This window comes from Desulfosporosinus sp. BICA1-9 (genome assembly GCF_000802135.1).
The window spans coordinates 17,682-44,337 of sequence record NZ_JUEE01000087.1; the positions used below are offsets into that span (position 1 = coordinate 17,682).

The 26,656-nt window shown below is 46.1% G+C and carries 23 protein-coding genes and 1 other annotated feature; of the genes, 19 read left to right on the plus strand and 4 right to left on the minus strand.

Annotated features, from left to right (window positions below):
• Window positions 1–230 precede the first annotated feature (230 nt).
• From lonB to JL57_RS34205, 4 genes are all read left to right on the plus strand, one after another.
• Window positions 231–1,976, plus strand: coding sequence for an ATP-dependent protease LonB (lonB, locus tag JL57_RS11245; RefSeq protein ID WP_034142138.1), 1,746 nt, complete (start codon window positions 231–233; stop codon window positions 1,974–1,976).
• A gap of 120 nt (window positions 1,977–2,096) precedes the next feature.
• Entirely contained in the window at window positions 2,097–4,517 is a 2,421-nt protein-coding gene (gene lon / locus JL57_RS11250; RefSeq protein WP_034142139.1) for an endopeptidase La, read from the plus strand.
• A 965-nt stretch (window positions 4,518–5,482) separates the two neighbouring features.
• The gene (gene yihA, locus JL57_RS11255) at window positions 5,483–6,076 is read left to right on the plus strand and encodes a ribosome biogenesis GTP-binding protein YihA/YsxC (protein ID WP_034142140.1); all 594 of its coding nucleotides are present in this window, start codon (window positions 5,483–5,485) and stop codon (window positions 6,074–6,076) included.
• Entirely contained in the window at window positions 6,073–6,303 is a 231-nt protein-coding gene (locus JL57_RS34205; protein ID WP_291299975.1) for a hypothetical protein, read from the plus strand. Before yihA ends, JL57_RS34205 begins: the two co-directional genes overlap by 4 nt.
• Before the next feature lie 191 nt (window positions 6,304–6,494).
• On the opposite strand, the gene JL57_RS11260 is transcribed toward JL57_RS34205, so the two are convergent.
• Together JL57_RS11260 and JL57_RS11265 are read right to left on the minus strand one after the other, a co-directional pair.
• Window positions 6,495–6,752 (minus strand): hypothetical protein, encoded by a 258-nt coding sequence (locus tag JL57_RS11260; protein ID WP_034142141.1) that lies wholly within the window; start codon window positions 6,750–6,752, stop codon window positions 6,495–6,497.
• The gene (locus JL57_RS11265) at window positions 6,721–7,029 is read right to left on the minus strand and encodes an AbrB/MazE/SpoVT family DNA-binding domain-containing protein (RefSeq protein WP_034142142.1); all 309 of its coding nucleotides are present in this window, start codon (window positions 7,027–7,029) and stop codon (window positions 6,721–6,723) included. Before JL57_RS11265 ends, JL57_RS11260 begins: the two co-directional genes overlap by 32 nt.
• Window positions 7,030–7,473: 444 nt before the next feature.
• Between JL57_RS11265 and JL57_RS11270 the strand changes: the two genes are divergently transcribed.
• Window positions 7,474–8,472, plus strand: coding sequence for a sodium:calcium antiporter (locus tag JL57_RS11270; RefSeq protein WP_034142143.1), 999 nt, complete (start codon window positions 7,474–7,476; stop codon window positions 8,470–8,472).
• Here the strand turns inward: JL57_RS11270 and JL57_RS11275 are convergent.
• Entirely contained in the window at window positions 8,438–9,316 is an 879-nt protein-coding gene (locus tag JL57_RS11275) for a DMT family transporter (RefSeq protein WP_034142144.1), read from the minus strand. The two genes, JL57_RS11270 and JL57_RS11275, sit on opposite strands and share 35 nt — an antisense overlap.
• A gap of 204 nt (window positions 9,317–9,520) precedes the next feature.
• Window positions 9,521–10,294: a LysM peptidoglycan-binding domain-containing protein gene (locus JL57_RS11280; RefSeq protein ID WP_034142145.1), complete on the minus strand. Its 774-nt coding sequence runs from the start codon at window positions 10,292–10,294 to the stop codon at window positions 9,521–9,523.
• A gap of 180 nt (window positions 10,295–10,474) precedes the next feature.
• On the opposite strand from JL57_RS11280, the gene JL57_RS34210 reads away from it, so the two are divergent.
• From JL57_RS34210 to aspA, 14 genes are all read left to right on the plus strand, one after another.
• A complete protein-coding gene (locus JL57_RS34210) occupies window positions 10,475–11,233 on the plus strand; it encodes a hypothetical protein (protein ID WP_291299976.1) in 759 nt (252 codons plus the stop codon).
• 113 nt (window positions 11,234–11,346) lie between these two features.
• Window positions 11,347–11,880 (plus strand): nitroreductase family protein, encoded by a 534-nt coding sequence (locus JL57_RS11290; RefSeq protein ID WP_034142146.1) that lies wholly within the window; start codon window positions 11,347–11,349, stop codon window positions 11,878–11,880.
• Between the two features lie 52 nt (window positions 11,881–11,932).
• Entirely contained in the window at window positions 11,933–12,196 is a 264-nt protein-coding gene (locus JL57_RS34215) for a hypothetical protein (RefSeq protein WP_291299977.1), read from the plus strand.
• 365 nt (window positions 12,197–12,561) lie between these two features.
• Complete coding sequence (locus JL57_RS11295) at window positions 12,562–13,980, plus strand: FMN-binding glutamate synthase family protein (RefSeq protein ID WP_291299978.1); 1,419 nt, start codon at window positions 12,562–12,564, stop codon at window positions 13,978–13,980.
• Between the two features lie 71 nt (window positions 13,981–14,051).
• Window positions 14,052–14,268 (plus strand) — a binding site (T-box leader).
• A 53-nt stretch (window positions 14,269–14,321) separates the two neighbouring features.
• Entirely contained in the window at window positions 14,322–16,982 is a 2,661-nt protein-coding gene (locus JL57_RS11300) for a valine--tRNA ligase (protein WP_034142147.1), read from the plus strand.
• 41 nt (window positions 16,983–17,023) lie between these two features.
• Window positions 17,024–18,349 carry a folylpolyglutamate synthase/dihydrofolate synthase family protein gene (locus tag JL57_RS11305; RefSeq protein WP_034142148.1) on the plus strand — a complete coding sequence of 442 codons (1,326 nt, stop codon included), beginning with the start codon at window positions 17,024–17,026 and terminating at the stop codon, window positions 18,347–18,349.
• 157 nt (window positions 18,350–18,506) lie between these two features.
• Window positions 18,507–19,133 (plus strand): DUF47 domain-containing protein, encoded by a 627-nt coding sequence (locus JL57_RS11310; protein ID WP_034142149.1) that lies wholly within the window; start codon window positions 18,507–18,509, stop codon window positions 19,131–19,133.
• On the plus strand, window positions 19,126–20,136 hold the full coding sequence (locus JL57_RS11315; RefSeq protein WP_034142150.1) for an inorganic phosphate transporter: 1,011 nt from the start codon (window positions 19,126–19,128) through the stop codon (window positions 20,134–20,136). Before JL57_RS11310 ends, JL57_RS11315 begins: the two co-directional genes overlap by 8 nt.
• A gap of 135 nt (window positions 20,137–20,271) precedes the next feature.
• A complete protein-coding gene (locus JL57_RS11320) occupies window positions 20,272–20,955 on the plus strand; it encodes an SPOR domain-containing protein (RefSeq protein ID WP_034142151.1) in 684 nt (227 codons plus the stop codon).
• Between the two features lie 137 nt (window positions 20,956–21,092).
• Window positions 21,093–21,728, plus strand: coding sequence for a redox-sensing transcriptional repressor Rex (locus JL57_RS11325; protein WP_034142152.1), 636 nt, complete (start codon window positions 21,093–21,095; stop codon window positions 21,726–21,728).
• A 693-nt stretch (window positions 21,729–22,421) separates the two neighbouring features.
• Window positions 22,422–24,002: a citramalate synthase gene (gene cimA, locus JL57_RS11330; protein ID WP_034142153.1), complete on the plus strand. Its 1,581-nt coding sequence runs from the start codon at window positions 22,422–22,424 to the stop codon at window positions 24,000–24,002.
• 262 nt (window positions 24,003–24,264) lie between these two features.
• Entirely contained in the window at window positions 24,265–24,627 is a 363-nt protein-coding gene (locus JL57_RS11335) for a type II toxin-antitoxin system Phd/YefM family antitoxin (RefSeq protein ID WP_366557011.1), read from the plus strand.
• The gene (locus tag JL57_RS11340) at window positions 24,620–24,874 is read left to right on the plus strand and encodes a Txe/YoeB family addiction module toxin (protein ID WP_034142154.1); all 255 of its coding nucleotides are present in this window, start codon (window positions 24,620–24,622) and stop codon (window positions 24,872–24,874) included. The genes JL57_RS11335 and JL57_RS11340 overlap by 8 nt, the downstream gene beginning before the upstream one ends.
• Window positions 24,875–25,122: 248 nt before the next feature.
• Window positions 25,123–26,526 carry an aspartate ammonia-lyase gene (gene aspA / locus JL57_RS11345; protein WP_034142155.1) on the plus strand — a complete coding sequence of 468 codons (1,404 nt, stop codon included), beginning with the start codon at window positions 25,123–25,125 and terminating at the stop codon, window positions 26,524–26,526.
• Window positions 26,527–26,656 lie beyond the last annotated feature (130 nt).

Sequence of the window (26,656 nt, forward strand, 5' to 3'; positions counted from 1 at the left end):
CTTTGCTCTATACTCAAGGCATAAGGTTCGATACACGAAGACGATACACGAGCTCTGAAGATGAAGTTTTATCATACTTCATCAAAACGTAGCTTTTCTTAAAATCGATCAATAATAAAACACCGGAGTAGCTTAAAAATAAGCTGCACCGGTGTTTTTTATAGAAAGGGTTTAATTCCCACTTAGTGGTAATACTAAACTAGTAGACTGCTAGGAAGGGGAATATGAGCATGAATGGACTCAGTGGAATTGTTATGGTTGTTCAGTTGGTTTTTGCTGTTATTATTGGGCTATATTTTTGGGGGATGCTAAAGTCTCAACAAGGAAATAAAGTCTCCGTTGAACGAGAGTCACGTAAAGAACTTGAAAAATTACAAACAATGCGCAAGATTGCGTTAACCACTCCCTTGTCCGAACGAACTCGTCCAGTTCACTTCGATGAGATCATCGGGCAAAAAGAGGGGATCAAAGCACTGCGAGCTGCTTTATGTGGTCCCAACCCACAACATGTCTTGATTTATGGAAGTCCTGGCGTGGGGAAAACCGCTGCAGCAAGGTTGATCTTAGAGGAAGCCAAGAAAAATCCCTTTTCACCCTTTAAATCAAATGCTCACTTCACAGAAATCGATGGAGCGACGGCACGTTTTGATGAGCGTGGAATCGCCGATCCTCTAATCGGTTCAGTACATGATCCAATTTACCAAGGGGCAGGAGCCATGGGACTAGCGGGGATTCCACAGCCTAAACAAGGGGCAGTCACCAAAGCTCACGGCGGGATACTATTTATTGATGAGATTGGGGAGCTTCATCCCATTCAGATTAACAAACTGTTAAAGGTCTTAGAAGATCGCAAAGTGACGCTGGAAAGTGCCTACTATAGCTCCGAGGACTCCAATATTCCTCAACATATCCATGATATTTTTCAAAACGGCCTACCCGCAGATTTTCGCCTTGTGGGAGCAACGACTCGTAGCCCAGAACAAATTCCCCCTGCGATTCGATCCAGATGTATGGAGGTTTATTTCCGGGGTTTGCTTCCGGATGAAATCTCTGAAATCGCCAGGGTTGCTGCAGCTAAAATGGAAATGCCAATTACCCAAGCAGCGGTTGATGTTATCAAACAATTTGCCGCCAATGGCCGTGAGGCTGTCAATATGGTCCAGCTTGCGGCAGGGGTCGCTTTAACCGATCGGTTGCCACAGGTGGACGTTGAAATCGTGGAATGGGTGGTGACCACGGGTCAATATGCACCTCGCCCCGATAAAAAAGTGCCCACCGAAGCCAGCATTGGAGTGGTCAACGGTCTTGCTGTACACGGACCCAATATGGGTAGGCTCTTAGAACTAGAAGTGACGGCTCTTCCTGTAGCAGCGGGTACAGGACAACTTTTGGTAACAGGAATTGTCGAGGAAGAAGAACAAGGGGACGAAGGAAAGAAATATCGACGCAAGAGCATGGCTCGAAGCTCAGTAGAAAATGTCCTGACTGTTTTAAGGCGGCAAATGAGCATCGAACCCCGAAATTTTGATATTCACGTCAATTTTCCAGGCGGCGGACCAGTTGATGGCCCCTCGGCCGGGATAGCCATTGCTACAGCCACAATTTCGGCCATTCGTCAGCAAAAGGTGGACAATTATCTAGCCATGACGGGAGAACTTTCCATCCGTGGGCGAGTCAAACCCATTGGTGGTGTTTCAGCAAAGATCGAAGCAGCAAAGCAAGCTGGATGCAAGAGGGTGCTCATTCCTCTAGAGAATTGGCAAGAACGCTTTGCCGAGTTACAGGGTGAGATCGAAATCATTTCAGTGGAAGATCTCACTCAAGTTTTAGAAATTGCCTTGGTACCAGGCATAAAACTTGAAAAACATGAGTTGCGGCCTCCTCTTGAAGAAGTCTTGAGCAGATTGGATTTTGCCGTTAATAAAGTGGTAACGAAGGCAGTTGCCAATTTGCCTGAACAGGGCAAAACATGTTAGAATAGATAATGATAAGTTTGGCACACTAGCTCTAGTGTGTCTTTTTCTGTACTAGTGTTCATTCTGGGCTGCATTTTGAGTAACTTCGTTACTGGTATATTTTTTACAGGGGGGATATCTATGATTAAAGAACGCGAATTACCCTTGCTCCCTTTACGTGGGATTCTTGTTTTTCCGTATATGGTTATTCACCTCGATGTAGGTAGGGAACGTTCTATGGTGGCCATTGAGAAGGCCATGCTCGAAGATCGAATTATACTCTTAGTATCTCAGAAAGAAACGGAGATTGATTCGCCGAATCCGGATGATTTGTATGATATGGGTACCGTCGCCGAAATCAAGCAACTCTTAAAGCTTCCTGGAGGCACCATGCGTGTCTTAGTGGAAGGAATATCACGAGGTCGTGTCCTCGAATTTTTAGAGGAGGACCTGTTTTACAAGGTAAGAGTCGAGGAAATGGTCGAGGAAAAGAAATCCCTAAACCCTGAAATTGAAACATTAATTCGAAGCATGACGCATCAGTTTGAGGAATACGCCAAACTCGGTAAACGCGTACCCTTAGAAACCTTAGGAACGGTATTGGCTGTGGAAGAACCGGGGCAATTAGCTGATATTGTCGCGTCTCACCTCAATCTTAAAGTTCCAGATAAGCAAACAATTCTGGAAGCAATGTCGGTTGAATTACGCTTAGAACGTTTAACGGAACTGATCATGCGCGAGATTGAGATCCTAGAATTAGAACGACGCATTGGTCAGCGTGTGCGAAAGCAAATGGATAAAGCCCAAAAAGAATATTATTTGCGTGAACAGATGAAAGCCATCCAAAAGGAACTGGGAGATAAGGACGAGCGTCAAGTGGAGGCGGATGAATACCGCGAAAAGTTTGCCAAGGCTAAGTGTCCCAAAGAGGTTGAACAAAAAGCACTCAAAGAAATTGAACGCTTAGAAAAAATGCCTCCGTCCTCTGCTGAGGGCACCGTGGTACGTACTTATCTCGATTGGATTCTCGCGCTTCCTTGGGTTAAGACATCTCGCGATAAGATTGATTTAGTCAAAGCTGAAGAAATCTTAAATGAGGATCACTACGGACTCGAGAAAATCAAGGAGCGGATTCTAGAGTTCTTGGCGATTCGGAAATTAACGCCTAAAATGAAAAGTCCTATTCTCTGCTTAGTAGGTCCTCCGGGAGTCGGAAAAACATCGTTAGCCAAATCAATTTCCAGAGCCTTAAATCGAAAATTCGTACGTATGTCTTTAGGTGGTTTGCGGGATGAGGCTGAAATTAGAGGACACCGACGCACTTATATTGGAGCATTACCCGGACGAATTATTCAGGGGGTTCGGACAGCTGGAACTCGTAATTCAGTTTTCCTCCTTGATGAGATTGATAAAATGACCTCGGATTTTCGTGGTGACCCGGCCTCAGCTCTCTTGGAGGTTCTAGATCCAGAGCAAAACAGTACCTTCACAGATCATTACTTAGAACTCCCCTTTGACTTATCTCAAACCCTTTTCGTCCTGACGGCTAATACCCTGCACACCATTCCACGTCCACTCTTAGACCGCATGGAGGTCATCACCCTCAGCGGCTATACAGAAGATGAAAAGGTCAATATCGCCAAGCGCTACCTCGTGCCAAAGCAGATGGAAGCGCATGGACTGAACAGCGACATTTTATCCATGGAGGAGGATGTCCTGCTTAAATTAGTCCAAGGGTATACACGAGAATCTGGAGTACGGGGTCTCGAACGTCAGGTCGCAAATTTCTGTCGGAAAATTGCTATTCGCTGGGTGAAAAAAGAATGGGAACCACATACCGCGACCGTGGAAGATCTGGAATCTGCCTTAGGTGCACCACGTTATCATTTCCAAGTAGCGGCAAAGGCTCCTGAAATAGGAGCGGTAACAGGACTGGCCTTCACGGAAGTCGGAGGGGTTGTGTTAACGATTGAAGTTACCCCCTTGCCTGGAAAAGGAAGACTAACCTTAACTGGAAAATTAGGGGATGTCATGAAGGAATCTGCCCAAGCGGCCTGGACCTTTGTCCGAGCTTATGCTCGTCAACTTGGCATAGAAGAAGACTTTTATGATCGAACAGACCTTCATATTCACGTTCCGGAAGGTGCTACACCTAAAGACGGACCCTCTGCTGGTATTACAATGGCCACTGCAATGGCGTCAGCCTTGGCGAAACGGGCTGTTAGAGCGGATCTCGCTATGACTGGGGAAATAACCTTACGTGGAAATGTTTTACCCATCGGAGGCGTCAAAGAAAAGGTCCTGGCAGCCCATCGAGCAGGTATTAAAGTCGTGCTTCTCCCAGAAGAAAACCGCAAGGACCTTGAAGAAATTCCCGAAAACATTCGTAAGTTACTAGAATTTCACTTTGTCAGCCGTATTGAGGAAGTCCTAACCCTCGCTCTCTTGCCGCTGGCTCATTCGGACCAAGCGCCTGGAGATGTTCCCCTAAATTCGATATACTCTCCAAGCGGAATTCCGAGCACAGAACGAAGCCCAGAAGAATGGCCACCTACCTGCTAAAGTGGAGGGTTCGCGACACACGTTCTCGGGAGGATCGCGTCACACTTGCTCAGCCATGCGCTCGTCGTGCCAAACTAGGGCTTTAATCCGTTATGCATGTAGCTGGGCGAAACACATGTGTTTCGGCCAAAGCGACCGCAGCGCGCTATGCCATCACGGCGCTCTAATCTCGAACATCCTGTTCGAGTCATGGCGCACCCTGCACTAGGCACGTCCTGTGCCGTCGTCCCTGTCGCATGGCCGGCGGAACACATCCTTGTGTTCCGCCCTGCTATGAAAGCGGATTATAGCTGAGTTTGGCTACGACTCACGCAGAGGCATCACGCCGCGTGATCGCGACCCTCTGGGGTTGGGAGGACGGAAGGGGCACGAGAGTTAGTTCTTAGTTCCATTTAACCGCAGAACGAAGCCTAGAAGAACGACCACCTACCGGCTAAGGCGAGGGTCGTGTCGGGGAACGAGGGACGATTCTTAACTCCATCTTTGGTGACATAAAAAGCGCACCCAACATCGACATCGTTCTAAACCCCCGTCGACCCAAGTCCAGAGGAAGTTTCTTGGCTTAGAGAGCACGATTAGTGGAATTGCGTCAATGAGCGCAGTCGATCAGGCGTGAAGAACCGCAACTGTTCACATGCGCCGGCACAGGACGTGCCAAGTGTCGAATGCGCCAAGACTCGAACAGGACGTTCGAGATTAGAGCGCCGCCATGGACGGCATAGCATTCGACCAGAAAGCCCAGAAGTTTTGCGGTTTAGCCTGAGCGACAAGCGAATAGCAATGGATCACGATAGTCTCCGGTGGAGAGTATCGCCGAAGCCGCTGATCCCAAAAGGAACACTTCGCGGCGAAGGATAGAGTATCGCCGAAGCCGCGATCCCCAAAAGAAATACTTATTGGCGTAGGATGTGCGAACGTGCCAAGACACTTCCTTCCCCTAAATATACGAAAAGGAAGAGGATACCTTGATAGTCATTAAAAATGCCGAATATGTTGCCTCTGCTGTGAAATATGAGCAGTATCCAGTAGGCGGGTTGCCAGAGATCGCGATGGCTGGGCGGTCAAATGTGGGCAAGTCTTCGTTGATCAATAGTTTTCTGGGGCGGCGTAACCTTGCGCGTACTGGGAATACACCTGGCAAGACCCAAACCCTGAATTTTTATCGGGTCAATGACGCTTGGTTCCTTGTAGATTTACCGGGCTATGGTTATGCAAAGGTCGCTAAGACAGTTAATGCCCAATGGGGTCCAATGATGGAGGCCTATCTGAAAAAGCGAGAACCGTTACGCGCAGTTATTCATATCGTAGATATTCGCCATGCTCCAAGTGTAGAAGATATTGAAATGCAACAGTGGTTACGAACAATGCAGGTTCCAACCATGGTCGTAGCAACAAAAGTTGATAAAATCGCTCGCGGACAATGGCAGAAACACTTAAAAGTCATCGCTAAAGCCTTAGATATTCAAGATGTTTCGCTGATTCTTCCCTTTTCGGCTCAGACTGGAGTCGGTAAGGAAGAATTGAATGAAGCGTTGGAAGAGATACTGGGACTTGTGTGAGGGACTTGTGTGACACAGCCCTCGGTCTTACGACGCAGAGCAAACTAACCGTTCAAGCGCCTACTATGGGGAGCGGGATACCCACCAAACTCGCCGTCCTGCAAGAAGGCCTAATTCGTGCGAAGACAGTGTCTTCGGGCTCGGTTGGCGGCAGTGCACATCCTTGTGCACTGTCCCGTATCTGGGGTCGGTCGCTTGAACGGAAGTTTGCTAGTCTGCTTACGTAAAGACGTCGCGCTCGTGTCACACTGCGTCCCTGGCTTGGGTCGTGGAACGAAGAACGAGTGATGGGGAGACGGCACATTTCATATGCACCGTCTGGATCGGGTCAATGATAAAACCGGAGTTCCATTAGTATGGACTCCGGTTTTATCCTGTTATATTCTAAAATCATTATTAGTATTGACTTTTTAAGTGGTTAGAGGCTTTTTAGTATGTCATGATGTCCTACGGCACGCAAAACAATAGTATCACTTGTCCGTTCAAAGATGATTCGAATATCCATACTTGCATAAGCTTCAATAAAGTCGGTGTCTTCGATCTTATGTGTTTGCAAAGATGGATGCCTTGGGTTATCGGCAAGGAAGTGGAGTGCCTTTAAAACCTGTTTTTGCTCCTTTTGCGATAGCAAGAGAAAGTCTGCATCAAATGGGTTGGTTCTTATTATTATTGGCATGGGCAAGCTCCTCCAGATCTTTAATAGCCTCCTCCATGTTGCTAAATGTTTTATATTCGCCCTTTTCCAGGGCTTCTTGGCTTAGGTTCATTTTTTCTTGCCACACTTTAGTCCAAAAGTATTTTTGATTCTTATCTACCCAGTCAACTGGTCTCAAGAAAATTCCACCGTCTTTCTCCTCAATTATGACATGGTCTCCCTCATGTAAATTAAGATCCTTAGCAATTTGAGCTAGGCTGACGATCATCCTTTTTTGAATTTGTTGAACGATAGCCATGCGATTTCCACCACCTTTCACAGTTCAGTTGTATATACAGTTTAGCACTATTTATTAAGCATTTCAACATTTCGTGACAATCAAGGGAATGCATTGTTAGTCGGGTATAAAGAAATAGGATAGTTAAATTACTGAAGCATATGAACACAGAAAAGCCTGAGTTCCATTCAATCCGAATAATGGACTCCGGCTTTTTTGTGTTCAATTTGTCAGTTTGGTTTTAAGAAAGTACACGAAGAAGACTCTTAAGCGGATTGTTTTATCATAAAAAAACCCCACTCTCGTATAGTTATAGAGTGAGAATTATTGACGCTTAAGGAGATGTAAGAACCTAAGAACCTAAGAACCTAAGAACCCTACTTATTCACCATGTTAGGTACTTGAGTTTAACGGTAACATTGTTAGAACCCTCAGGGAGTGAGCAAGAAGAAGGGAGGGTAATAGTTGAGAGATGTCGGGTTTTTAATTATAAGTCTGGGAATTATTTTGATTGGGGCTGAAGCGTTCACTAATGGGATTGAGTGGTTGGGGCAAAGGCTCAAGCTTGGGGCTGGAGCGGTGGGGAGTATTTTCGCAGCGGTTGGGACTGCCTTGCCCGAGACCATGGTTCCGATTATGGCCTTTTTAGGGGGAAGGGTAGGGCCGGAAGGGGAAGACATTGGGATAGGAGCGATTCTTGGTGCGCCTTTTATGCTTGCGACAGTGGCTTTCTTTATCACTGGAATTTCGGCGCTTATATTCCGGCGCAGGAATCTCCCCCTGCGTATTGATGCTAAGGTTGTAAGCCATGATCTAAAATTTTTCCTGATTGTCTATTCAATGGCCATTCTAGCTTCCTTTTTACCCTCTCAAACACTTAAGAATGGTTCTGCTCTAATGTTAGTTGCAGCTTATGGAATTTATGTATACCAAACACTGCGCGACTGCAAGGATGATTGCCAACATGAAAAGTTAGCACCCTTATATGTGTCCAGACACAATCCTCAACCATCGATGACCATGATTTTAGTACAAATATTCTTGTCATTAGTGGCGATCGTATTTGGGGCGGATCGTTTTGTCGATGCTATACAACCCATCGCTGTAGCCGTTGGAATTCCAGTCTTTGTGCTAGCTTTAATAATTACTCCAATAGCAACCGAGTTACCGGAAAAATTTAATAGCGTCCTTTGGATCCGGCGGGGTAAAGATACGTTAGCTATGGGTAATCTAAGCGGAGCCATGGTGTTTCAAAGTTCTGTGATACCGGCTATCGGAATTGCTCTTACGCCTTGGAAACTTGATACCTTGGCACTCTGGAGTGCGCTGCTTGCTGTGGGAGCAGCGTTGATTCCTTACCTTTCACTACGTTACAAAGGGGTTATTTTACCTACTACTCTCCTAATCGGAGGAGTATTCTATCTTTTTTTCATTTTGACGGTGGTTCGTTTTTCGATCCCGTAAATTCTGCGATGAGCATACCTGCTAAGACCAATCCTGCCCCAAAGAGCCCTCTTTGGGTTAATATTTCTCCAGCAAAGAAAAACGCAGAGATGGCAGCGAAAACCGGTTCCATGGAAAATATGAGAGCGGTATGGGTCGGTGTGGTGAATTGTTGCATTTTAGTCTGAACAAAGAAGGCGAGTGAAGTTGCCGGAATAGCGGTAACTAATAAGGCTATCCATACAGTGGAGCTAAAGGATATGGAAGGCTGGGGCAATAGGAAGGAGAAAAGGCCGCTTAAAATGCTGACGGTAAGAATCTGCACGCTGGCTAAAACTGTGGCATTTGTCTCAGGGGCATAACGCCCTACTAAGAAAATATGTAAGGCAAAGCATACCGCACAAGCAAGGATCATGAGGTCACCCTTATTAAGCTGAAAACGATCACTTAGGGAGAGAAAGGCTAAACCGACTAAGGCACAGAATATACCGATGATTAGGCTGGGGTTTGGAAGTTTCCGTGTTGTTATAGTAACTAAGGTTGGGACAAAAACGACAGAAAGTCCAGTGATAAACCCGGCGTTGGAGGCCGTGGTGTATTGTAGTCCCACCGTTTGCCAAGCGTATCCGGAGAAGAGAAAAACCCCTAAGGCCGCACCTTTTAGCACAGTGCCTTTGGAGATATGGGCCTTCTGTAACCAGAGAAACGGAAGTAAGCTAATAAATGCCAGAGCAAAGCGAATCGCTAGAAAAGGAAACGGGGGAAGGTCCTCGATTGCCCATTTAACGATGACAAAGGTTGAACCCCAAACTAGGGTAACCATAAGTAAGGAAAAATCAGCCCATTGGCTTTTACTCAACTTCAATCCAATTCCTCCTCTTCTTTATCAAGTCTGACTAAGCTCAGAAAGGCCGTTGCGCAGGTTACGCAACGGCCTTTCTGAGCTTGAACAGACTTACTGACAGCGACTCTTCTGAACTTTGGTCTCTGACATCCGACCTCTGTAGTGCCACAGTGATTACGCAATTTCTAGTATACAGAAACAAATGCCAACTGAAAAGAGGGATTATTAACCTCTTCCTCCCTGATGTGGTCCTGGAAGATCTATCATAGGCAATTGTGCCTCTTGCAAAGGTTCTTGGCTTATTATCGGAGTATAGATTGGAGGTGGAGAACATGGCGTTGGTTGGGGACACGGGGCAAATTCGCCGCAATATTGTTGCTTCGCTTGACAGAATAAATGGTAGTGACGTTCTTCATCAGCGGCCATTTCCATAAGGATACACTGGATTTCTGGAATGGGTATTTTTTGAGCGAGTTCAAGATATTCCTGATGGTCTCTGGCCTCGTCTGCAATGTTAGAGTCTAACAGAGCGCAAAGGTCGCTGGTATAGTTGACAAAATTCGCTCGCCATTCAACCCAGTGCCCGCTACTTAATGCTCCGTATTTCGGGTCAACCCCCAGATAACGTAAGGCAAGAGCTAATTTTTCGAGATGTTGCATTTCGTCGTAAGCAATGGGGCGTAACAAGGCATCGAAATCTGGGTGGTCCAAAAGCACGGCTTGATATAGGTAGGTTGTGATCGCGGTTAATTCGGAATCCTTACCAGCATAAGCCTCGTAGAGCCACGTGGCGTATGTAAGGGTAGGTTCGGGAATCTGCATGGGGGTAGCAGGTTCACGGGATTCCTGGACGGGGAGAAGTAAAACTTGGCCAGCATATATGCGATCAGGATGTTTTAAATGATTCAGTTGGATTATCTCAGCCATTTCGACATTGTAGGCCTTGGCAATTTTATAAATAGTATCCCCAGCATGTACAGTATATCGTGCATAATCCATCACGACGCCTCCTTTTTCATATGACATAGCACACTATATTCGCAAAGGGGAAGACATGATAATGGGTAATAATGGAATAAAGTTGGAATGTATTGGACAAGTTCAACGTAGTAATAGTATTAGGATAAATATGTAAAAATCTTATCGATAATAAGTATATAAAAGGGGGGCGGGAGAGAGATGGGTCTATTTATTTTAAGGGGAATCACAACGGCTTTGCTAGTTACAGTTTTGACCCTTTTTGCTGGTGTTATATGGGGTGCCATAGGTTTAGGCGGCCTGAGTACCTCTAGGTTATTGGATATTGGGCTTCTGGCGAGTTGTTTAGTGGGAGGGTACAGAACAGCAAAAGAAAGCGGTGTCTGGTTAATGGGCGGGGTCACTGGAGCTGGCTATGTTACAGTGGGGACTCTATTACTGGCTCTATTCCTTCCTATTCAAGGGTGGGGCTTCATGCAAGTTCTTCTCGAGGGTGCCTTGATCGGTTTAGTCGCTGGGGCCTTCGGAGCAGGCACAAAGCGGGAAACTGGGAGTTCTTGGAACGCAGGAAAGAATCATTCATTTTTTACTCCCTCGTATGCCAGTTATGGTACAGATGACCACTTCAGCAGCGAGTTCGATTGGGAGACGGAGCCTATATCAAAGGATGATTCTACAGAGAATCAAGGGGCGAAGAAAAATTCTGATGAAGGTTCAGAGATAGAATGGCCTTGGGACAGGGAAAATAAAAATAATAAATCAAAATTCTCAAGCCCAAAAAATTCTGGAATTTCGGAGATTTGGGAATCCGAGCCGCTAGATAATGATCTTGCTGATTGGGCGAGAGGGAGAGAGGATAAAGATTTAGCGGGAACGGAAAAGGTAAGCACGAGAAAAGCAGTTACGGGAAAAGTTACTTCGGAGAAAAATAGGGATTTGAGACCCTGGTGGGAGCAATAGGATTATTAATGGTGATATGTTGACGAAAGCAGGAAAAGGAACTGGTTGAGAGAATAATACTAATATGTAAGAACATAATACGAAAAAAAGCAAAGGAAATTGGAGGACTGAGAATGAACTTTCTTGAATTGGCTCAAGCTCGGCGGAGTTTGCGCACCTATCTGGATAAACCAATCGAACAGGAAAAATTGGAGTATATTTTAGAATCAGCCCGGTTAGCTCCGTCCTGGAAGAATCTACAGTGCTGGCGATTTGTTTTGGTCGAAGATACAGCGGGGCGTAAGGCTTTAGCTGAATGTATGAGTGAGAGTAATCCTGGACGGAAGGCTTTGATGGGAGCCCCTATGGTCATTGTTTTATGTGCAGTGCCTAGTGAATCGGAAGTATGGGAAGGCAAGGACTTTATGATGTTAGATGCAGGACTTGCCATGGAACATTTGGTGTTAGCTGCAACAGATCAAGGGTTGGGGACCTGCTGGCAGGGTCTGTTTAGTGAGGAGAAAGTAAGAGAGGCTTTGGATGTTCCCGGAAATGTTCGAGTAGTAGCGATGACTCCTTTAGGATATGCTGCTGAGGAACGACGCCCGCGTCCCAGGAAGGCGATGGCAGAGATAGTTTTCCACGGAAAATGGGGAGGACTTGTGTGACACAGCGCTCGGTGCTTGCGACGCAGAGCAAACTAACCGTGTAAGCTCCTAAATGAGGATCGGGGTTCCCGCCAAATTCGCCATCCTTGGCTCAGTTGGCGGCTTCGCACGTCCTGTGCTCAGCCCCGTATCTGGGGTCGCTTACACGGAAGTTTGCTTTTCTGCTTTCGCAAAGACGTCGCGCTCGTGTCACACTGCGTCCTTGACTTGGGTCCGAGAACGGGGAACGAACGGGGAGCGGAACGTCTGGGGGGACGGCACATTTCATGTGCGCCGTCTGAAGGATGGAATTGGAGGAAAATGGGGTCAGGCCTAGGGGACATCGTGTGTAAGAGTGAGGTTCTAAAAGGAAGAAGGGGGCGGTTCTTGACTTGCATGCAAGTCAAGAACCGCCCCCTATTGCGCGCACTAGCGAACACGATGCTTATTCTGCAGCTTCCCTCCACAGGAGGCCTTCGTCACAAAAGCAGAGTACGGGGTAAGACTCCCACTTGAAGTGGGAGTTTCACGATTAGATGAACTTACTCTAATTTGATCCTTGAATATACAAAGAAGAGGAACCTCATTTTAAAACGTTCAATGAGAATTCCTCTTTTTTGTATATTATTGACTAAGCAGCGTAGACTACGCCTATTAAGATTGTGCATTAAAAAATGCGTAAGTCAAAGATGGGGGATTATCTTGTTGATTACGACCGCCCTACTCATAGTTGCTCTTTCTGTTTTGGGGACACTCATTGCAGGAATCATTCTTTTGTTAGTATTTTATATTGTCGGTAAACGTTTGTTCCGAACAATCGTGCAACGGCTTTTTGGTTTAGTGATTGAAAGGCTTCTTAAAGATAAGTATCATGAAAACCTGGCGGAATTGTGGAGTGCTGTGCGTCGTACTTCAGTCCAGACTATTCTGGAAATCAGTTTACGAGCTGAAGAAGGAAAATTGATCCATCGGCCTCTAGGCTCTCCAAAAACACTGCCCCATTATGATACCCTTATGTTCGTCGCTGCTCAAATGGCGCGTCTTCCTAAAGATGTCAGTATTCCAGTAGACATGAAGGTAACCCTCGGGTCGAAGGCAGAAAAGCCCCTTCAGATCGATATTCCGTTAATGATTTCGGGCATGGGTTATGGGGTCGGGCTGAGCGAAGAGGCTAAACGTGCCTTAGCTAGGGCAGCAAAACAAATGGGAACCGCTACCAATTCTGGTGAGGGTCCCTTTCTTCAAAGCGAACGGGATGAAGCCGACAAATTCATCTGGCAAATTAGTCGGAGCACTTGGGGGCATAGTCCTCAAGGGATTGCTACTGCGGATATGCTGGAAGTACAGATGGGACAAGGGTCAAGTGTAGGGTCCCGAGCACATGAACCTAATTCCATAAAGGGAAAAGCACAAAAGCTCATGGGCGTATCCCCTGTGGAATCCGTCGTGTCATCTGCTGTCATCCCAGGAATTAATTCCCCTTGGGATTGGCCAAAGTATGTTGCGGATTTGCGTTCTGAAGCAGCCGGGAAGCCTATTGCTATCAAAATTATGGCCACAGGAGGTTTAGAGCGGGACTTAGCCGTTTGTTTGGAGGCTGACTTTGATGTCATTGTGCTCGATGGGTGTCAAGGTGGTTCGTCTGGGGCAACACCCCTGATCTGCGATGATTTGGGAATCCCAAGTCTCTTAGCCTTAGTGCGCGCAGAACGTTTTTTGCGCGAACAGGGAGCCCGTAAAGAAGTGAGCTTGGTGGTCGGAGGAGGATATGCTACACCAGGGCAATGTTTAAAAGCTATAGCTCTGGGGGCAGATGCGATCTATCTAGGAACTGTACCTCTGTTCGGATTAATCCATAACCAAATCCATAAAATTCTCCCCTGGGAACCGTTAACCCAATTAGTGTATTACGATTCCCCCTATAAACAACGGCTGGATATTTCTTTGGCCAGTAAAAGTGTAGCCAATGTCTTAAAGTCAATGGTCTTAGAAATGGAAGAGGGAGTACGTGCCATGGGGAAAACTGCTTTGTCGGAGCTTGGTCCTAACGATCTTGTCGCAGTGGATGAATGGACCGCTAAGGTAACCGGCGTAAGACGTGCAGATATTCGGCAAGATTAAGTAAAGGGGATTCCCAAAGATTTTGACAATATTTATCATGCCGAGTATAATATAAAAAATGAATATTCGAGATAAACCCTAAGAATGTAAGGAATAGCGTGGTTAACTGTTCAGAGAGAAAGGCTTTAAGCTGGGAGGCCTTTTCGGTAAGCGCTAAGGTCGTACAGGAGGGGCAGGGGGGAATGAAGTACTCTCTGACGGAAAATCCCCGTTAGCGCATGATAAGTGCTGGGAGACCCTGTGTCGCTCAGAATAAAGGTGGTACCACGGAAGCTTTTCGTCCTTTACCAGGATTAAAGGCTTTTTTTTGGTTTAGTGAGTGGAAGGAGTTACGAAATATAATGGAAGAAATATCGGATAAAACAGAACCAATCGAAATGGCTAAAACTTATGATTCGAGCTTAGTTGAGGGGAAATGGTATCAGTATTGGGAGGAAAATGGCTTTTTTCATCAAGAGGTGCAAAAGGATAAACCAGCGTTTAGTATTGTAATGCCGCCGCCGAACGTGACAGGGGCCCTTCATCTTGGGCATGCCATGGACAGTACAATTCAAGATATCTTAACGCGCTTTAAGCGGATGCAGGGCTACAATACCCTCTGGGTACCTGGAACGGATCATGCCGGAATTGCGACTCAAGCAAAAGTAGAGGCGCAGTTGGCTGAGGAAGGGACAAATCGACAGGAACTGGGGAGAGAGAAGTTCTTAGAACGGGTTTGGGACTGGAAACGGCAATACGGTGGGCGAATCACTCAGCAGTTGCGCAGACTGGGTGCTTCTTGTGATTGGGAACGTGAGCGCTTTACGATGGATGAAGGGTGCTCGAAGGCGGTTCGGGAAGCCTTCGTTGACCTCTATCAAAAAGGTCTGATTTATCGCGGAAATTATATTATCAACTGGTGTCCGAAATGCCATACCACGATTTCGGATATTGAAGTAGAGCACCATGATCGAGACGGAAATCTTTATCACCTAAGATACCCAGTCAAAGACAGTCAAGAAGCGCTGGTTGTGGCAACGACTCGACCGGAAACTATGCTCGGAGATACTGCCGTGGCGGTTCATCCTGAGGACAAGCGATATGCGCATTTAATAGGAAAAACCTTGATTCTGCCTCTGATGGATCGAGAAATCCCGATTATAGCGGATGACTATGTCGATCGCGAGTTCGGGACGGGTGCTGTTAAGATCACTCCCGCACACGACCCGAATGACTTTGAAATGGGGCTTCGTCATCAATTGCCTCAGATCATGGTCTTAGATAAAGAAGCTAAGATGAATGAAAATGCGGGTCGCTATCAAGGCCTGGATCGTTTCGAAGCGCGTAAAGCAGTCGTGGAAGATTTAAAAGCGGCAGGGGCTCTCGTCAAAATCGATGCTCATGCCCATGCGGTGGGGGAATGCTATCGTTGCTCCAGCGTGATCGAACCGATGGTGAGTCGACAGTGGTTCGTAAAAATGGCCCCTCTTGCCGAGCCTGCTATTGATGTTGTTCGGGATGGACGTTTAGAATTTGTGCCGGATCGATTTGATAAGATTTATCTGGGTTGGATGGAAAATATCCGGGATTGGTGTATTTCTCGTCAACTCTGGTGGGGACACCGCATTCCGGTTTGGTATTGCGAAGCCTGCGGTAAGGAGATCTGTGCCGGCGAGGATCCCTTGAGCTGCCCGAGCTGCGGAGCAAAGAACCTGAAGCAAGATCCCGATGTTTTAGATACCTGGTTTTCCTCGGGTCTTTGGCCTTTTTCCACCTTGGGTTGGCCGGAGAAAACAGCTGAGTTGAAACAGTTTTACCCGACCTCTGTCTTAGTGACCGGCAGGGATATCATTTTCTTTTGGGTTGCCCGCATGATATTTATGTCATTGGAGTCTATGAAGGAAGTGCCCTTCCCGAAAGTCATGATTCACGGGCTGGTCTTGGATGCCCAAGGGCGAAAAATGAGTAAATCCTTAGGCAATGGCGTGGACCCCATCGAAGTGATTGAGCAGTACGGAGCAGATACCTTGCGCTTTATGTTAATCACAGGGAATACCCCCGGCAATGATCTTCGTTTTCATCCTGAACGCCTGGAAGCAACCCGGAATTTCTCCAATAAGATTTGGAACGCTTCTAGGTATGTAATCATGAATTTAGAAGACTACGCGCCAGGTCCTCGTGGAGAACTAACGCTGGTGGATCGCTGGATCCTCTCCCGTTATGCCTCTATCGTAGAGAAGGGGACAGAAGCTCTGGAAAACTTTGATCTTGGAGAAGGTGGACGATTACTCTTTGAGTTTATCTGGAGTGAGTTCTGTGATTGGTATATTGAGCTGACTAAGCCACGCCTTTACAACAAAGAAGATGCTGTAGCTCGGCATACTGCCCAATCCGTCCTGCTTGAAGTCCTCGAAGGAACCCTGCGGCTGTTACATCCTTACATGCCGTTTCTCACGGAAGAGATCTGGCAGAACCTCCCGAATGAGGGGGAGGGCAGCATCATGGTGCAGTTCTGGCCACAAGTACCACAGTATAAGGACGCTGAAGCCGAGAGTAATATGACACTACTCATGGACACCATTAAAGCAATCCGCAATATTCGTGCCGAGATGAAAGTTTCACCTGGACAAAAGGTCGAAATCCTAATCCTTGCCCCAGATGGGGTTCAACGTAAGGTGCTCGAAAACGGCAAGCCAGATATCCTGAAATTGGCTGGAGGGGCGAGGGTAGACATCTTTGAAAGGTTGGCCGAGAAGCCCGCTCAATCAGCCAGTGCCGTTCTTGAGGGTGTAGAGATTTATCTGCCCTTAAAAGGATTGATGGATTTTGATAAAGAAATAACTCGGATCGAAAAAGAGATTATTGCAGCCAGCCAAGATATTCAAAGTCTGGACCTAAAACTAAATAATCCGGGATTCACCAACAAAGCACCTGCAGCAGTCGTGGCCAAAGAGAGAGAGAGACTAGAAGGCCTCTTAGCCCGCAAAGTAGCTTTAGAAGAACGCTTAAAAGAGTTAATGTAAGGTATTTCATGTATACGTAAATCGTGCAGGAGGGAAAGGGAATGTCCGAAAAGGATCTTGAAAAGGAATATTCTGAGAGCTTACAATACCTCGCTAACCTGACGACGTTTGGTATAAATTTTGGGCTGGGGCGTATTCAAGAACTTCTTAAACGATTGGGAAATCCGGAAAGAGTTCTGCGCGTAGTTCATGTAGGAGGTACGAACGGCAAGGGTTCGACAACGGTCATGATTGCTCGTATCTTACGGGAAGCGGGGTACAAGGTCGGAGTCTTTACCTCGCCTCATATGCACGATTATCGGGAACGCATGGTCATCAACGGGCAAATGATCCCTAAAGAAAAGGTCATTAAGGTGATAGCACGAGTGCGCCCACATTTAGAAGCTATGGTTGCGGAAGGTTATGAGCATCCCACCGAGTTTGAGGTAAGCACTGCGCTGGCGTTCCTCTATTTCGCGGAGGAAAGCGTCGATTATGCGGTTATAGAAGTCGGGTTAGGTGGAGCCATCGATTCGACCAATGTGGTTACCCCCCTAGTTTCAGTCATCACTAATGTTGGAATGGACCACATGGACTATTTAGGGTCTGATGTGGTTTCCATCGCCAAGGTAAAAGCAGGTATTATTAAACCCCAGTCCGTGGTAGTGACAGCCTCTGAAGACTTAGACGTGATCGAAGTATTGCGTGAACAAGCTAAGGCTATGGGTGTTCCCTTGTGGTTAGTGGGGGAAGATGTTCGCTGGGAAAGCAAATGGAGTGGAGAACTGGAACAGGAATTTGACCTCATAGGCTTACACTCAACCTACTTGAAGTTGCGCCTGCATTTGATGGGACTCCACCAACTCCGCAACGCAGCTACAGCAATCACCGTCTGTGAAGTGTTGCAAAGTCAATATGATGTGAGAATACCTAGAGAAGCGATCTATGCTGGATTGCGTGAGGTAGAGTGGTTCGGGCGTTTAGAGCTACTTTCCCTGAACCCTAAGATCCTCTTGGATGGAGCGCATAATGTCGATGGAGCTAAGGCCTTAGCTCAGGCACTCCCACTCTATAAACGTAACAAGCTCATACTTTGTTTGGGGATGCTGACGGATAAGGAACGGGAAAAGGTCGTGAATATGCTCGTGCCTTTGGCGGATGAACTCATTATCACCCGTCCTGATTCACCGCGAGCAGGGGACTGGAGGGCGCTTGGGAAATTGGCTGAACAGCATGGTCGTCCGGTAACCTGTATCGAAAATCCCAAGGAAGCCGTGGTTTTTGCTCTTAAGCGTCTTGGAGAAAACGACATGCTCTGTGTTACGGGTTCAATCTACATGCTGGCAGAGGCACGCCAAGCCTTAATCAATGATTTAAAGCAGGATTAGGAAGTTCCTCCATTGATCGACAGAAACGAAAAAAATAACACAACTCGGCCAAGATTTGATATAATACTCGCTGGACTAGATAATCGTCGCTGAATCTGTTTCAATGAGAGGTTCCGATCCGTAAAATCAGAGAAAGTTCAGGGTTGGGGGATATAGTATGTTTAAGTTGACTCCAAAAGAAGACAAATTTTATCAACTCTTTTCCGAAAGTACGGAGATTATTTCTAAGTCACTTAAAAGACTCTATGGGATCATGCAGCAAGATAGTGTTTCTGCTGAAGATGCTGCTCAAATGCATCGGTTCGAAAACGAAGCTGACAGTGTAACTAATCAAATCTTGGAGCGATTAAATTGCACGTTTATCACACCCTTAGATCGTGAAGACATTTATAAACTTGCCCAAGTCCTGGATGACATCGTCGATTATGCGGAAGGTACAGTGGAGCGCATGCTTCTCTATCGAACCAGCAAACCCTCACTGGGAGCGCAAGAACTTGTTCATCTGGTGACATTGGCCGCAGAACAAATTCAGACAGCTTTCTCTTGCTTAGGAAATTTACATTATAAGAAATCGATGATCTTGGCGGCAGCAGAAGAGATTTATCACCTAGAGAGTGCAGGAGATAAACTCTACCGTTCTGAAGTGGCCCGACTGTTTGAACATGAGAAAGACCCCATAGAAATCATTAAATGGAAAGAGATTTTGGAACATATAGAATCAACCTTAGATCATTGTGAAGCTATTGCCGATCTGCTTAAAAGTGTGGTCTTGAAATATGACTAGTCTAGGTGTGCTGTTAGTCATTGTGGTGTTTTTAGCGTTAGCCTTCGATTACATCAACGGCTTCCATGATACGGCTAATGCGATTGCCACCAGTGTTTCGACCTGGGCCTTGAGCCCCAAACGGGCGGTGATTCTGGCAGCCTTCTTAAATCTTTTTGGTGCTCTCTATAGTACCGGAGTTGCCCAAACCATCGCCAAAGACATTGTTTCGCCGAAATTTACGACCCAAGAGGTCGTAATTGCTGCTTTGCTTAGTGCAATCGTCTGGAACCTTCTCACCTGGTACGTGGGGATTCCGAGTAGTTCCTCCCATGCCCTGATTGGTGGAATGGCTGGAGCAGCTGTTGCGAAAGTTGGATTTAGCGTTTTACACTGGCAAGGTTTAGGCAAGATTCTTGCGGCACTGATTCTTTCCCCGATTATAGGGATGGTGCTAGGGTTTATTGTCATGAAGGTGTTAGCTTTCTCTTTCGGCAATTTTTCGCCGTCGCGCCTCAATCATGGGTTCAAGAAGATGCAAATCATTTCTGCGGGATTATTGGCCTTTAACCACGGCTCCAATGATGCTCAGAAATCCATGGGGATCATCACCATGGCTCTTGTCGCAGCGGGGTTACAATCACAGACCGATCTTGCCCCACAAATATGGGTAAAGGTTGCCTGCGCTGTGGCGATGGCTGCCGGAACCGCTGCGGGGGGGTGGAAGATCATCCGCACCATGGGAGGGAAGATCTTCAAACTGGAGCCCATCAATGGGTTTGCCGCAGATTTAAGTTCATCCCTCGTAATCTGGACAGCGACTGCGCTTCCAGGTCTCCATCTCCCCGTTTCCACTACCCATGTGGTTTCAGGTTCGATCATGGGGGTCGGGAGCGCCAAGCGGGTTTCTGCAGTGCGCTGGGGAGTGGCTCAACAAATGCTCGTCGCCTGGCTTGTGACTATTCCTACAACATCTGTACTCGCTGCGCTTTTTTATTTTGGCTTGTCAAAAATCATTATTTAGTATCTGCTAATTTCCTTGGACCTTGTTCGTCTGATCAAGGTCTTTCGACATAGTCTTCTCGGTCTATTTCTGCAATTCTTAACATATCTTCCGTGTAGAGAAGTTTGTCCAGAACAACGCGGAAGGGGAATAGACATGAAAGTTATGGAGCAGATTCGAGTAGTCGTTGTTTTAATTTTAGGGATGATGGCATTAGGTTTACTGACTTGGGGAATCGGAAAAATTTACATAGAACTAGTGGGTCAAAGCCGGGGGGCCCAAACTGACCAAAGAGGCACTAATCCCGACAATAATACCGTCCTGGTTCTACCTGAAGTGACTTTCTGGACTTGTCAAGTCGGCGTCTTTCAAAATGAATCCAATGCGCAAATGAGTAAAGAGCAAGTCAAAATGCTTGGGATTAAAGCCGAAGTAATCAGCTCTAATCCCTGGGTGGTTGGCATTGGCTTAGGGCATTCAGCAAGTGAATTAAAAGGGTTACGAACATTCTTGGCGGAAAAAGGAATTTCGACCGTTCCCAAACAAATCACGCTTCCGGAACGATCCTTCCGAGTCGCTGGGAATGGTGCACAACTAACAGTAGAACTGTTAACAAACGTTAACAATATACTCAAGGGGGGCATGATGGCCGAAGCTCTCGCCAAGGAACATCAATTATGGAATGCCCAAGCAGATAATCCTCCTCCTAAAGATTTGGAAGAACTTCATCAATATTATAATTTACTACGCACCAAAACGACTCCAGAAGAGCAAAAAGCTTTAGGATTATCGTTATTTTATGAGTCACAGAGGGTTATAAACCTTCTTTCTGGTAAATAATAGACTTAAAAGCACTATTCCATATTTTAAACTTTTTGGAAATTAGAGCTAGGATTAAATTGCGTTTTTAATCGATAGTGCTATAATTAGCATATCATCTTAGCTAGCAAATTCCAGCAAAGAAATGAGGGAACCAATTGAAGACGCTAAAAATTCCAGAGGCAACCATTATTCGACTTTCAGTATACTCGCGCCATTTGACTGAAGTTGATCGAAAAGGAATTGTCACCACCTCCTCGGGAGAAATTGCTGATGGAGTTGGCGTTAGTCCTGCTCAAGTGCGAAAGGACTTGGCCTACTTTGGGGAGTTTGGGACTAGGGGTGTCGGGTACAATGTCAAAGATCTCCGTCAACATATTCTGAGGATCCTAGGATTAAGTGTTAATTGGAGCGTTACCCTTGTCGGAGTAGGAAACTTAGGCTTGGCTTTAAGTTCCTATAAAGGTTTTAGAGAACGAGGTTTTGTCATTACCAGTATATTTGACGCGGATCCTAAAAAAGTGGGAACCATGATCGGTAACGTGGAAGTTCTGCCCATCGAGCAACTAGAAGATATCGTGAAACTAAACCAAACACAGATCGGAATAGTAGCTGTGCCTGCAGCTGTCGCACAAGAAATTGTTGATCAATTGATTAGAGCAGGAGTGGAAGCCATCCTGAATTTTGCACCGGTCGTTTTGAATGTACCACCAGAGATCGAGCTCCGGAACGTTGACCTAGCGGTAAACCTCGAAGTGCTGACCTTCAATGTCTGTGGACAAAAGTGCTATTAAGCACGTAAGTAAGTAGGGGACGGTTCTGGGGAGGGTCGCGTCACACTTGCTCAGCCATGCGCTCGTCGTGCCAAACTAGGGCTTTAAGCCCTGATGGAAGGCAGGCGAAACACATGTGTTTCGGGCCAAAGCGATGTCCCTGTCGCATGGCCGGCGGAACACATCCTTGTGTTCCGCCCTGCTATGAAAGCGGCTTAAAGCCGAGTTTGGCTACGACTCACGCAAAGGCGTTCGCGCCGTGTGATCGCGACCCTCTGCATGTCAGGGACGATGGTAGCGAGTCGTGCAAGACGAATGCAAGACGAGAGCAAGTTCGGGACGGTTCGTGACTTGCATGCACCGTGTGGAAAAAGAGCCCTGTGGCAGTTCTTGGGGAGGAACTGCCATAGGGCTTTTTACGCTGATTCGGCACATTACGGGGGTAAGTTTTATTGTTAAAAATTGTTGACCTGTTGTACAGTAATAGGAACCTGTCGTATAATAGCACAATAAGAATTGTATTTAGATTTCCGCTGGAAGGGTCAGGCAAAGCGCTACAGGTTGGTAGGTGCCAACTACACTAAGTGGGAAAATAGGCCCGTGGCAAGTTCTTGGAACATCGCCATCAGGCTCTTATTAGAACAAAACGCACTTCAACTGGACGCATTTGCTCTTCGAAGGCATAGGCTGAGTTGAAAGAAGAGGGGGAGAATATTGAATCAGAACCAAGGAAAAAAAATCACTGTGTACGATACTACGTTGCGAGATGGGGCTCAAGGGGAAGGGATCCATTTTTCAACGCAAGATAAGTTAAGTTACGTTAAGAAAATTGCGGAAATGGGTAGTCTTTATGTAGAGGCGGGCTGGCCGGGTGCTAACCCATTGGATCAGGAATTTTTCCAACAAGCCCGCGACTTGCATTCCCCTTTGGCGCACATCGTTGCTTTTGGCAGTACGTGCAAAGTCAAGGAGTCTCCGGAGCAAAGCGATATTCTGTTAAATCTCTTGGCATCAGGAGCGAAGACGATTACGATCTTCGGGAAGTCCTGGGATCTGCATGTTAGGGATGTTTTGCGGGCAAACCTGGAAGAAAATCTTCGTTTGATACGAGAGTCAGTGTCTTTCTTGCTTCAACAAGGACGGGAAGTCTTCTTTGATGCCGAGCATTTTTTTGATGGTTTTAAGGAGAATCGGGATTATGCTTTGAAGTGCATCGGGGCGGCTCTCGAGGGAGGGGCGAAGACCATTATTTTGTGTGATACGAATGGAGGAAGCATGCCGGCTGAAGTAGCAAAAGGAGTCAGAGTTGTCATGCAGGAATTTAATCCCCAAGAACTTGGTATCCATGTCCACAATGATAGAGGTCTTGCAGTCGCCAATTCAATGATTGCGGTGGAAGCTGGAGTCACTCAAATTCAAGGGACTTGGAATGGGTTTGGAGAACGGTGCGGAAATGCCAATCTAAGTACTCTCATTCCCTTATTACAGCTTACTGGGGATTACTCGGTTGTTTCCGAGGAAGCTTTGTTAAAGATCACCTCCTTTTCCCGCTACGTTGCTGAGCTTACCAATGCGCCTTTTGATGAAAAACAGCCGTTTGTGGGCCGCAGTGCCTTCGCGCATAAAGCTGGTATGCACGTAGATGCGATTCTGAAGAACCAACGAACCTTTGAACACATGGATCCTGCTGGGGTTGGAAATGAACGTCGGATATTAATTTCTGATCAGGCAGGAAAGGCGAATATATGGGAACGTCTACGTCGATTTGAACCCACTATTTCTAAAGAAGATCCACGGGTTGAGAGTGCCATGATCGAAATCAAAGAATTGGAACATAACGGGTTTCAATTCGAAGCAGCTGAAGGAAGCCTTGATCTGTTACTTCTGAAAATCCTCGGCAAGGTTCCCACACCAGCCTTTGAAGTTTTAGATTATCATGTTTGGAGTGACCCTTTGCGGGGAGAACTAGACTCAGTGGCCGTCGTTAAGGTTAAAGTGGGTCAAGATACAGTACAGATCGCTTCGGAAGGGAACGGTCCGGTTAATGCCTTAGATACAGCATTGAGACAGGCTCTCGTCAGTTTCTTCCCGATTTTGGGGCAAAGTCAACTTGTTAATTACAAGGTAAGGGTTCTGGATGGTTCGCGAGGTACAGAAGCTATTGTGCGCGTGATCATCGATACTCGACTGGAACATGAAGTTTGGGGGACCATCGGTGTTTCTAAGAATATCCTCAAGGCTAGCGCTCAGGCTCTACTTGATGCAATCAATTGGACGATTTGGAAGTATCAATAGGAAGGCGCCGAGAGGGCGGGAGGGTCGCGTCACACTTGCTCAGCCATGCGATCGTCGTGCCAAACTAGGGCTTTAAGCCGTATGCAAGCAGGCAGGGCGAAACACATGTGTTTCGGCCAAAGCGACATCCTTGTCGCATGGCCGGCGGAACACGTCCCTGTGTTCCGCCCTGCTTTATGAAAGCGGATTAAAGCCGAGTTTGGCTACGACTCACGCAAAGGCGTTCGCGCCGTGTGACGCGACCCTCTTGGGCTTAGAAAGAATGGAACACGCAAATCTTAAAAAAAGTAAATTATTTTGTTTAGATGACATACAAGCACATCTTGCTTTATTGTACAATATAATGTACAATAAAAGCGAGGTGGATTATATGATAGCAATAAGTTATTCGACTGTAAGACAAAATTTTAAAGAATATTGCGAAAAGGCTACAAATGATTTTGAGACTATTATTATTACTCGCGAACGTGGAAAAAATGTGGTTATGATTTCGGAGGCTGAATACAATAACCTTCTGGAAAATATTTACGTGAGAAGGAACCCTAAATATTATAATGAACTCCTTAAATCCATAGAACAGCTTAAAAGTGGTAAAGGAAAGAAACGGGAATTGCTGGATGATTAAGATATTTTCAGATATTGCATGGAATCATTACTTGTATTGGCAAACAGAAGATAAGAAAATATTAAAAAAAATCAATGAGTTAATACGAGATATTGAAAGGAATGGGAATGAAGGAATTGGTAAGCCTGAACCATTGAAACATGAATTATCTGGATATTGGAGTCGTCGCATTACAGATGTTCACCGTTTAATTTATCAAATTGACGTTGACAAGATTAATATAATCAGTTGCAGAAATCATTATTGAAAAGAGCCGAGGAATTTATCCTCGGTTCTTTCAATAATAATTTGACATTGTTGGTGACCCTACCCCGGGTAGCTTGCTCTGCATAAATTGCTTTGTTTGATTCATAATAATCCAGTGTAAATAATGTTCCGGACAATAACTTCAGCTGAATGGAAAATCTCTAAACATAAATTCTCGACAGACCTCTTGAGTTGATATATTATGTATACAATATACAGAGTTAATATTATTTGGGGGAGACGTGTACTATGCGGCAAGAAAAGGATCTAATAGGAGTCCATGAAGTTCCGGACGATGTGTATTATGGGATTCAAACACTCCGTGCGGTAGAGAACTTCCCTATTACGGGGTATCCTCCCCATGGGGAGTTAATTCGTGCGTTAGGTATGGTTAAGGGTGCAGCAGCTGAGGCGAATATGTATATTGGAAGTTTGAATCCTTCTATAGGAAAAGCAATTGTGCAGGCGTCTAGGGAACTGATCAATGGTCAGTTTAACGAGCAATTCGTGGTGGATGTAATCCAGGGTGGTGCCGGGACATCCATGAATATGAATGCCAATGAAGTCATTGCTAATCGGGCAATTGAGATTCTTGGTGGAAAAAAGGGTGAATACTTTAAAGTCCATCCCAACACTCATGTCAACATGGCTCAAAGCACCAACGATGTTTTCCCTACGGCAATCCGGATTGCTTGTCTGAATGTAGCCAATGATTTGCTCGAATCCTTAGACAGTTTACGCCAGGCCTTTGCAGATAAGGCTCAAGAGTTTGACGGTATTATAAAAATGGGGAGAACGCATTTGCAAGATGCCGTTCCCATTCGTTTAGGCCAGGAGTTTGCAGCGTATGCCCACATGTTAGGGCGAGATATTAAGCGAATTAAAGAAGCGATACGATCCCTAGAAGTCATGAACATGGGCGCGACGGCGGTGGGCACAGGATTAAATGCAGATCCTAAATATATTGAAAAAGTAACTGAGTATTTGCGTGACTGGACTCACTTACCCATGCGACTAGCCGAGGATCTAGTTGATGGGACTCAAAACACGGATGCCTTCATGGAAGTTTCAGGATCATTAAGAACACTTGCCGTAAACCTTTCCAAGATCGCCAATGACTTGCGCTTGATGGCCTCAGGGCCACGGACGGGATTAAATGAGCTAAATCTACCACCTATGCAACCAGGTTCATCAATTATGCCTGGAAAAGTCAATCCAGTGATCGCGGAAGTGGTCAATCAAGTGGCCTTTCAGGTACAAGGGAATGATTTTACCATTGGTTTAGCCTGTGGAGCTGGCCAACTAGAACTTAATGTCATGGAGCCAGTGATGGTCTTTAATTTACTCCAATCGTTAGACATCCTGCGCAATGTGACTCGTATCTTTCGAGAACGCTGTGTCATAGGCATCACAGCCAATGTAGAGCGTTGCAGAGCGATGGTGGAAAATAGCGTTGGTTTAGTGACAGCCATCAATCCTCATGTGGGTTATGAGGTAGCATCAAGCGTGGCCAAAGAAGCAATCCTATGTGGTCGACCAGTCTGCGATATCGTATTGGAAAAGGGAATTCTGACAAAAGAAGAACTCGATGTGATCTTGAACCCCTATGAGATGACCAAGCCAGGTATTGCGGGTGCGGAGCTGTTAAGGTAAAACTAAACAATGAAAAAAGGGGATTAAGATTTGAACCCCCTTTTTTCATTGTTTCAGTGCGTATCTTAATAGGACTTGTGTTACTCTCACACTTGTCGAACTTGCTTAGTAAAGGGGAAGATGCTACACT

What these genes read in the sequence shown, in the direction of transcription:
- JL57_RS11260 (WP_034142141.1), bottom strand. Translation starts at nt 6,752, where the DNA reads ATGCCAATAATAATAAGAACCAACCCATTTGATGCAGACTTTCTCTTG.
- JL57_RS11290 (WP_034142146.1), top strand. Translation starts at nt 11,347, where the DNA reads ATGAACTTTCTTGAATTGGCTCAAGCTCGGCGGAGTTTGCGCACCTAT.
- JL57_RS34210 (WP_291299976.1), top strand. Translation starts at nt 10,475, where the DNA reads ATGGGTCTATTTATTTTAAGGGGAATCACAACGGCTTTGCTAGTTACA.
- JL57_RS34215 (WP_291299977.1), top strand. Translation starts at nt 11,933, where the DNA reads ATGAGGATCGGGGTTCCCGCCAAATTCGCCATCCTTGGCTCAGTTGGC.
- JL57_RS11305 (WP_034142148.1), top strand. Translation starts at nt 17,024, where the DNA reads ATGTCCGAAAAGGATCTTGAAAAGGAATATTCTGAGAGCTTACAATAC.
- JL57_RS11300 (WP_034142147.1), top strand. Translation starts at nt 14,322, where the DNA reads ATGGAAGAAATATCGGATAAAACAGAACCAATCGAAATGGCTAAAACT.
- lon (WP_034142139.1), top strand. Translation starts at nt 2,097, where the DNA reads ATGATTAAAGAACGCGAATTACCCTTGCTCCCTTTACGTGGGATTCTT.
- JL57_RS11335 (WP_366557011.1), top strand. Translation starts at nt 24,265, where the DNA reads ATGGAACACGCAAATCTTAAAAAAAGTAAATTATTTTGTTTAGATGAC.
- JL57_RS11320 (WP_034142151.1), top strand. Translation starts at nt 20,272, where the DNA reads ATGAAAGTTATGGAGCAGATTCGAGTAGTCGTTGTTTTAATTTTAGGG.
- JL57_RS11280 (WP_034142145.1), bottom strand. Translation starts at nt 10,294, where the DNA reads ATGGATTATGCACGATATACTGTACATGCTGGGGATACTATTTATAAA.
- JL57_RS11310 (WP_034142149.1), top strand. Translation starts at nt 18,507, where the DNA reads ATGTTTAAGTTGACTCCAAAAGAAGACAAATTTTATCAACTCTTTTCC.
- JL57_RS11340 (WP_034142154.1), top strand. Translation starts at nt 24,620, where the DNA reads ATGATTAAGATATTTTCAGATATTGCATGGAATCATTACTTGTATTGG.
- lonB (WP_034142138.1), top strand. Translation starts at nt 231, where the DNA reads ATGAATGGACTCAGTGGAATTGTTATGGTTGTTCAGTTGGTTTTTGCT.
- JL57_RS11265 (WP_034142142.1), bottom strand. Translation starts at nt 7,029, where the DNA reads ATGGCTATCGTTCAACAAATTCAAAAAAGGATGATCGTCAGCCTAGCT.
- aspA (WP_034142155.1), top strand. Translation starts at nt 25,123, where the DNA reads ATGCGGCAAGAAAAGGATCTAATAGGAGTCCATGAAGTTCCGGACGAT.
- JL57_RS11315 (WP_034142150.1), top strand. Translation starts at nt 19,126, where the DNA reads ATGACTAGTCTAGGTGTGCTGTTAGTCATTGTGGTGTTTTTAGCGTTA.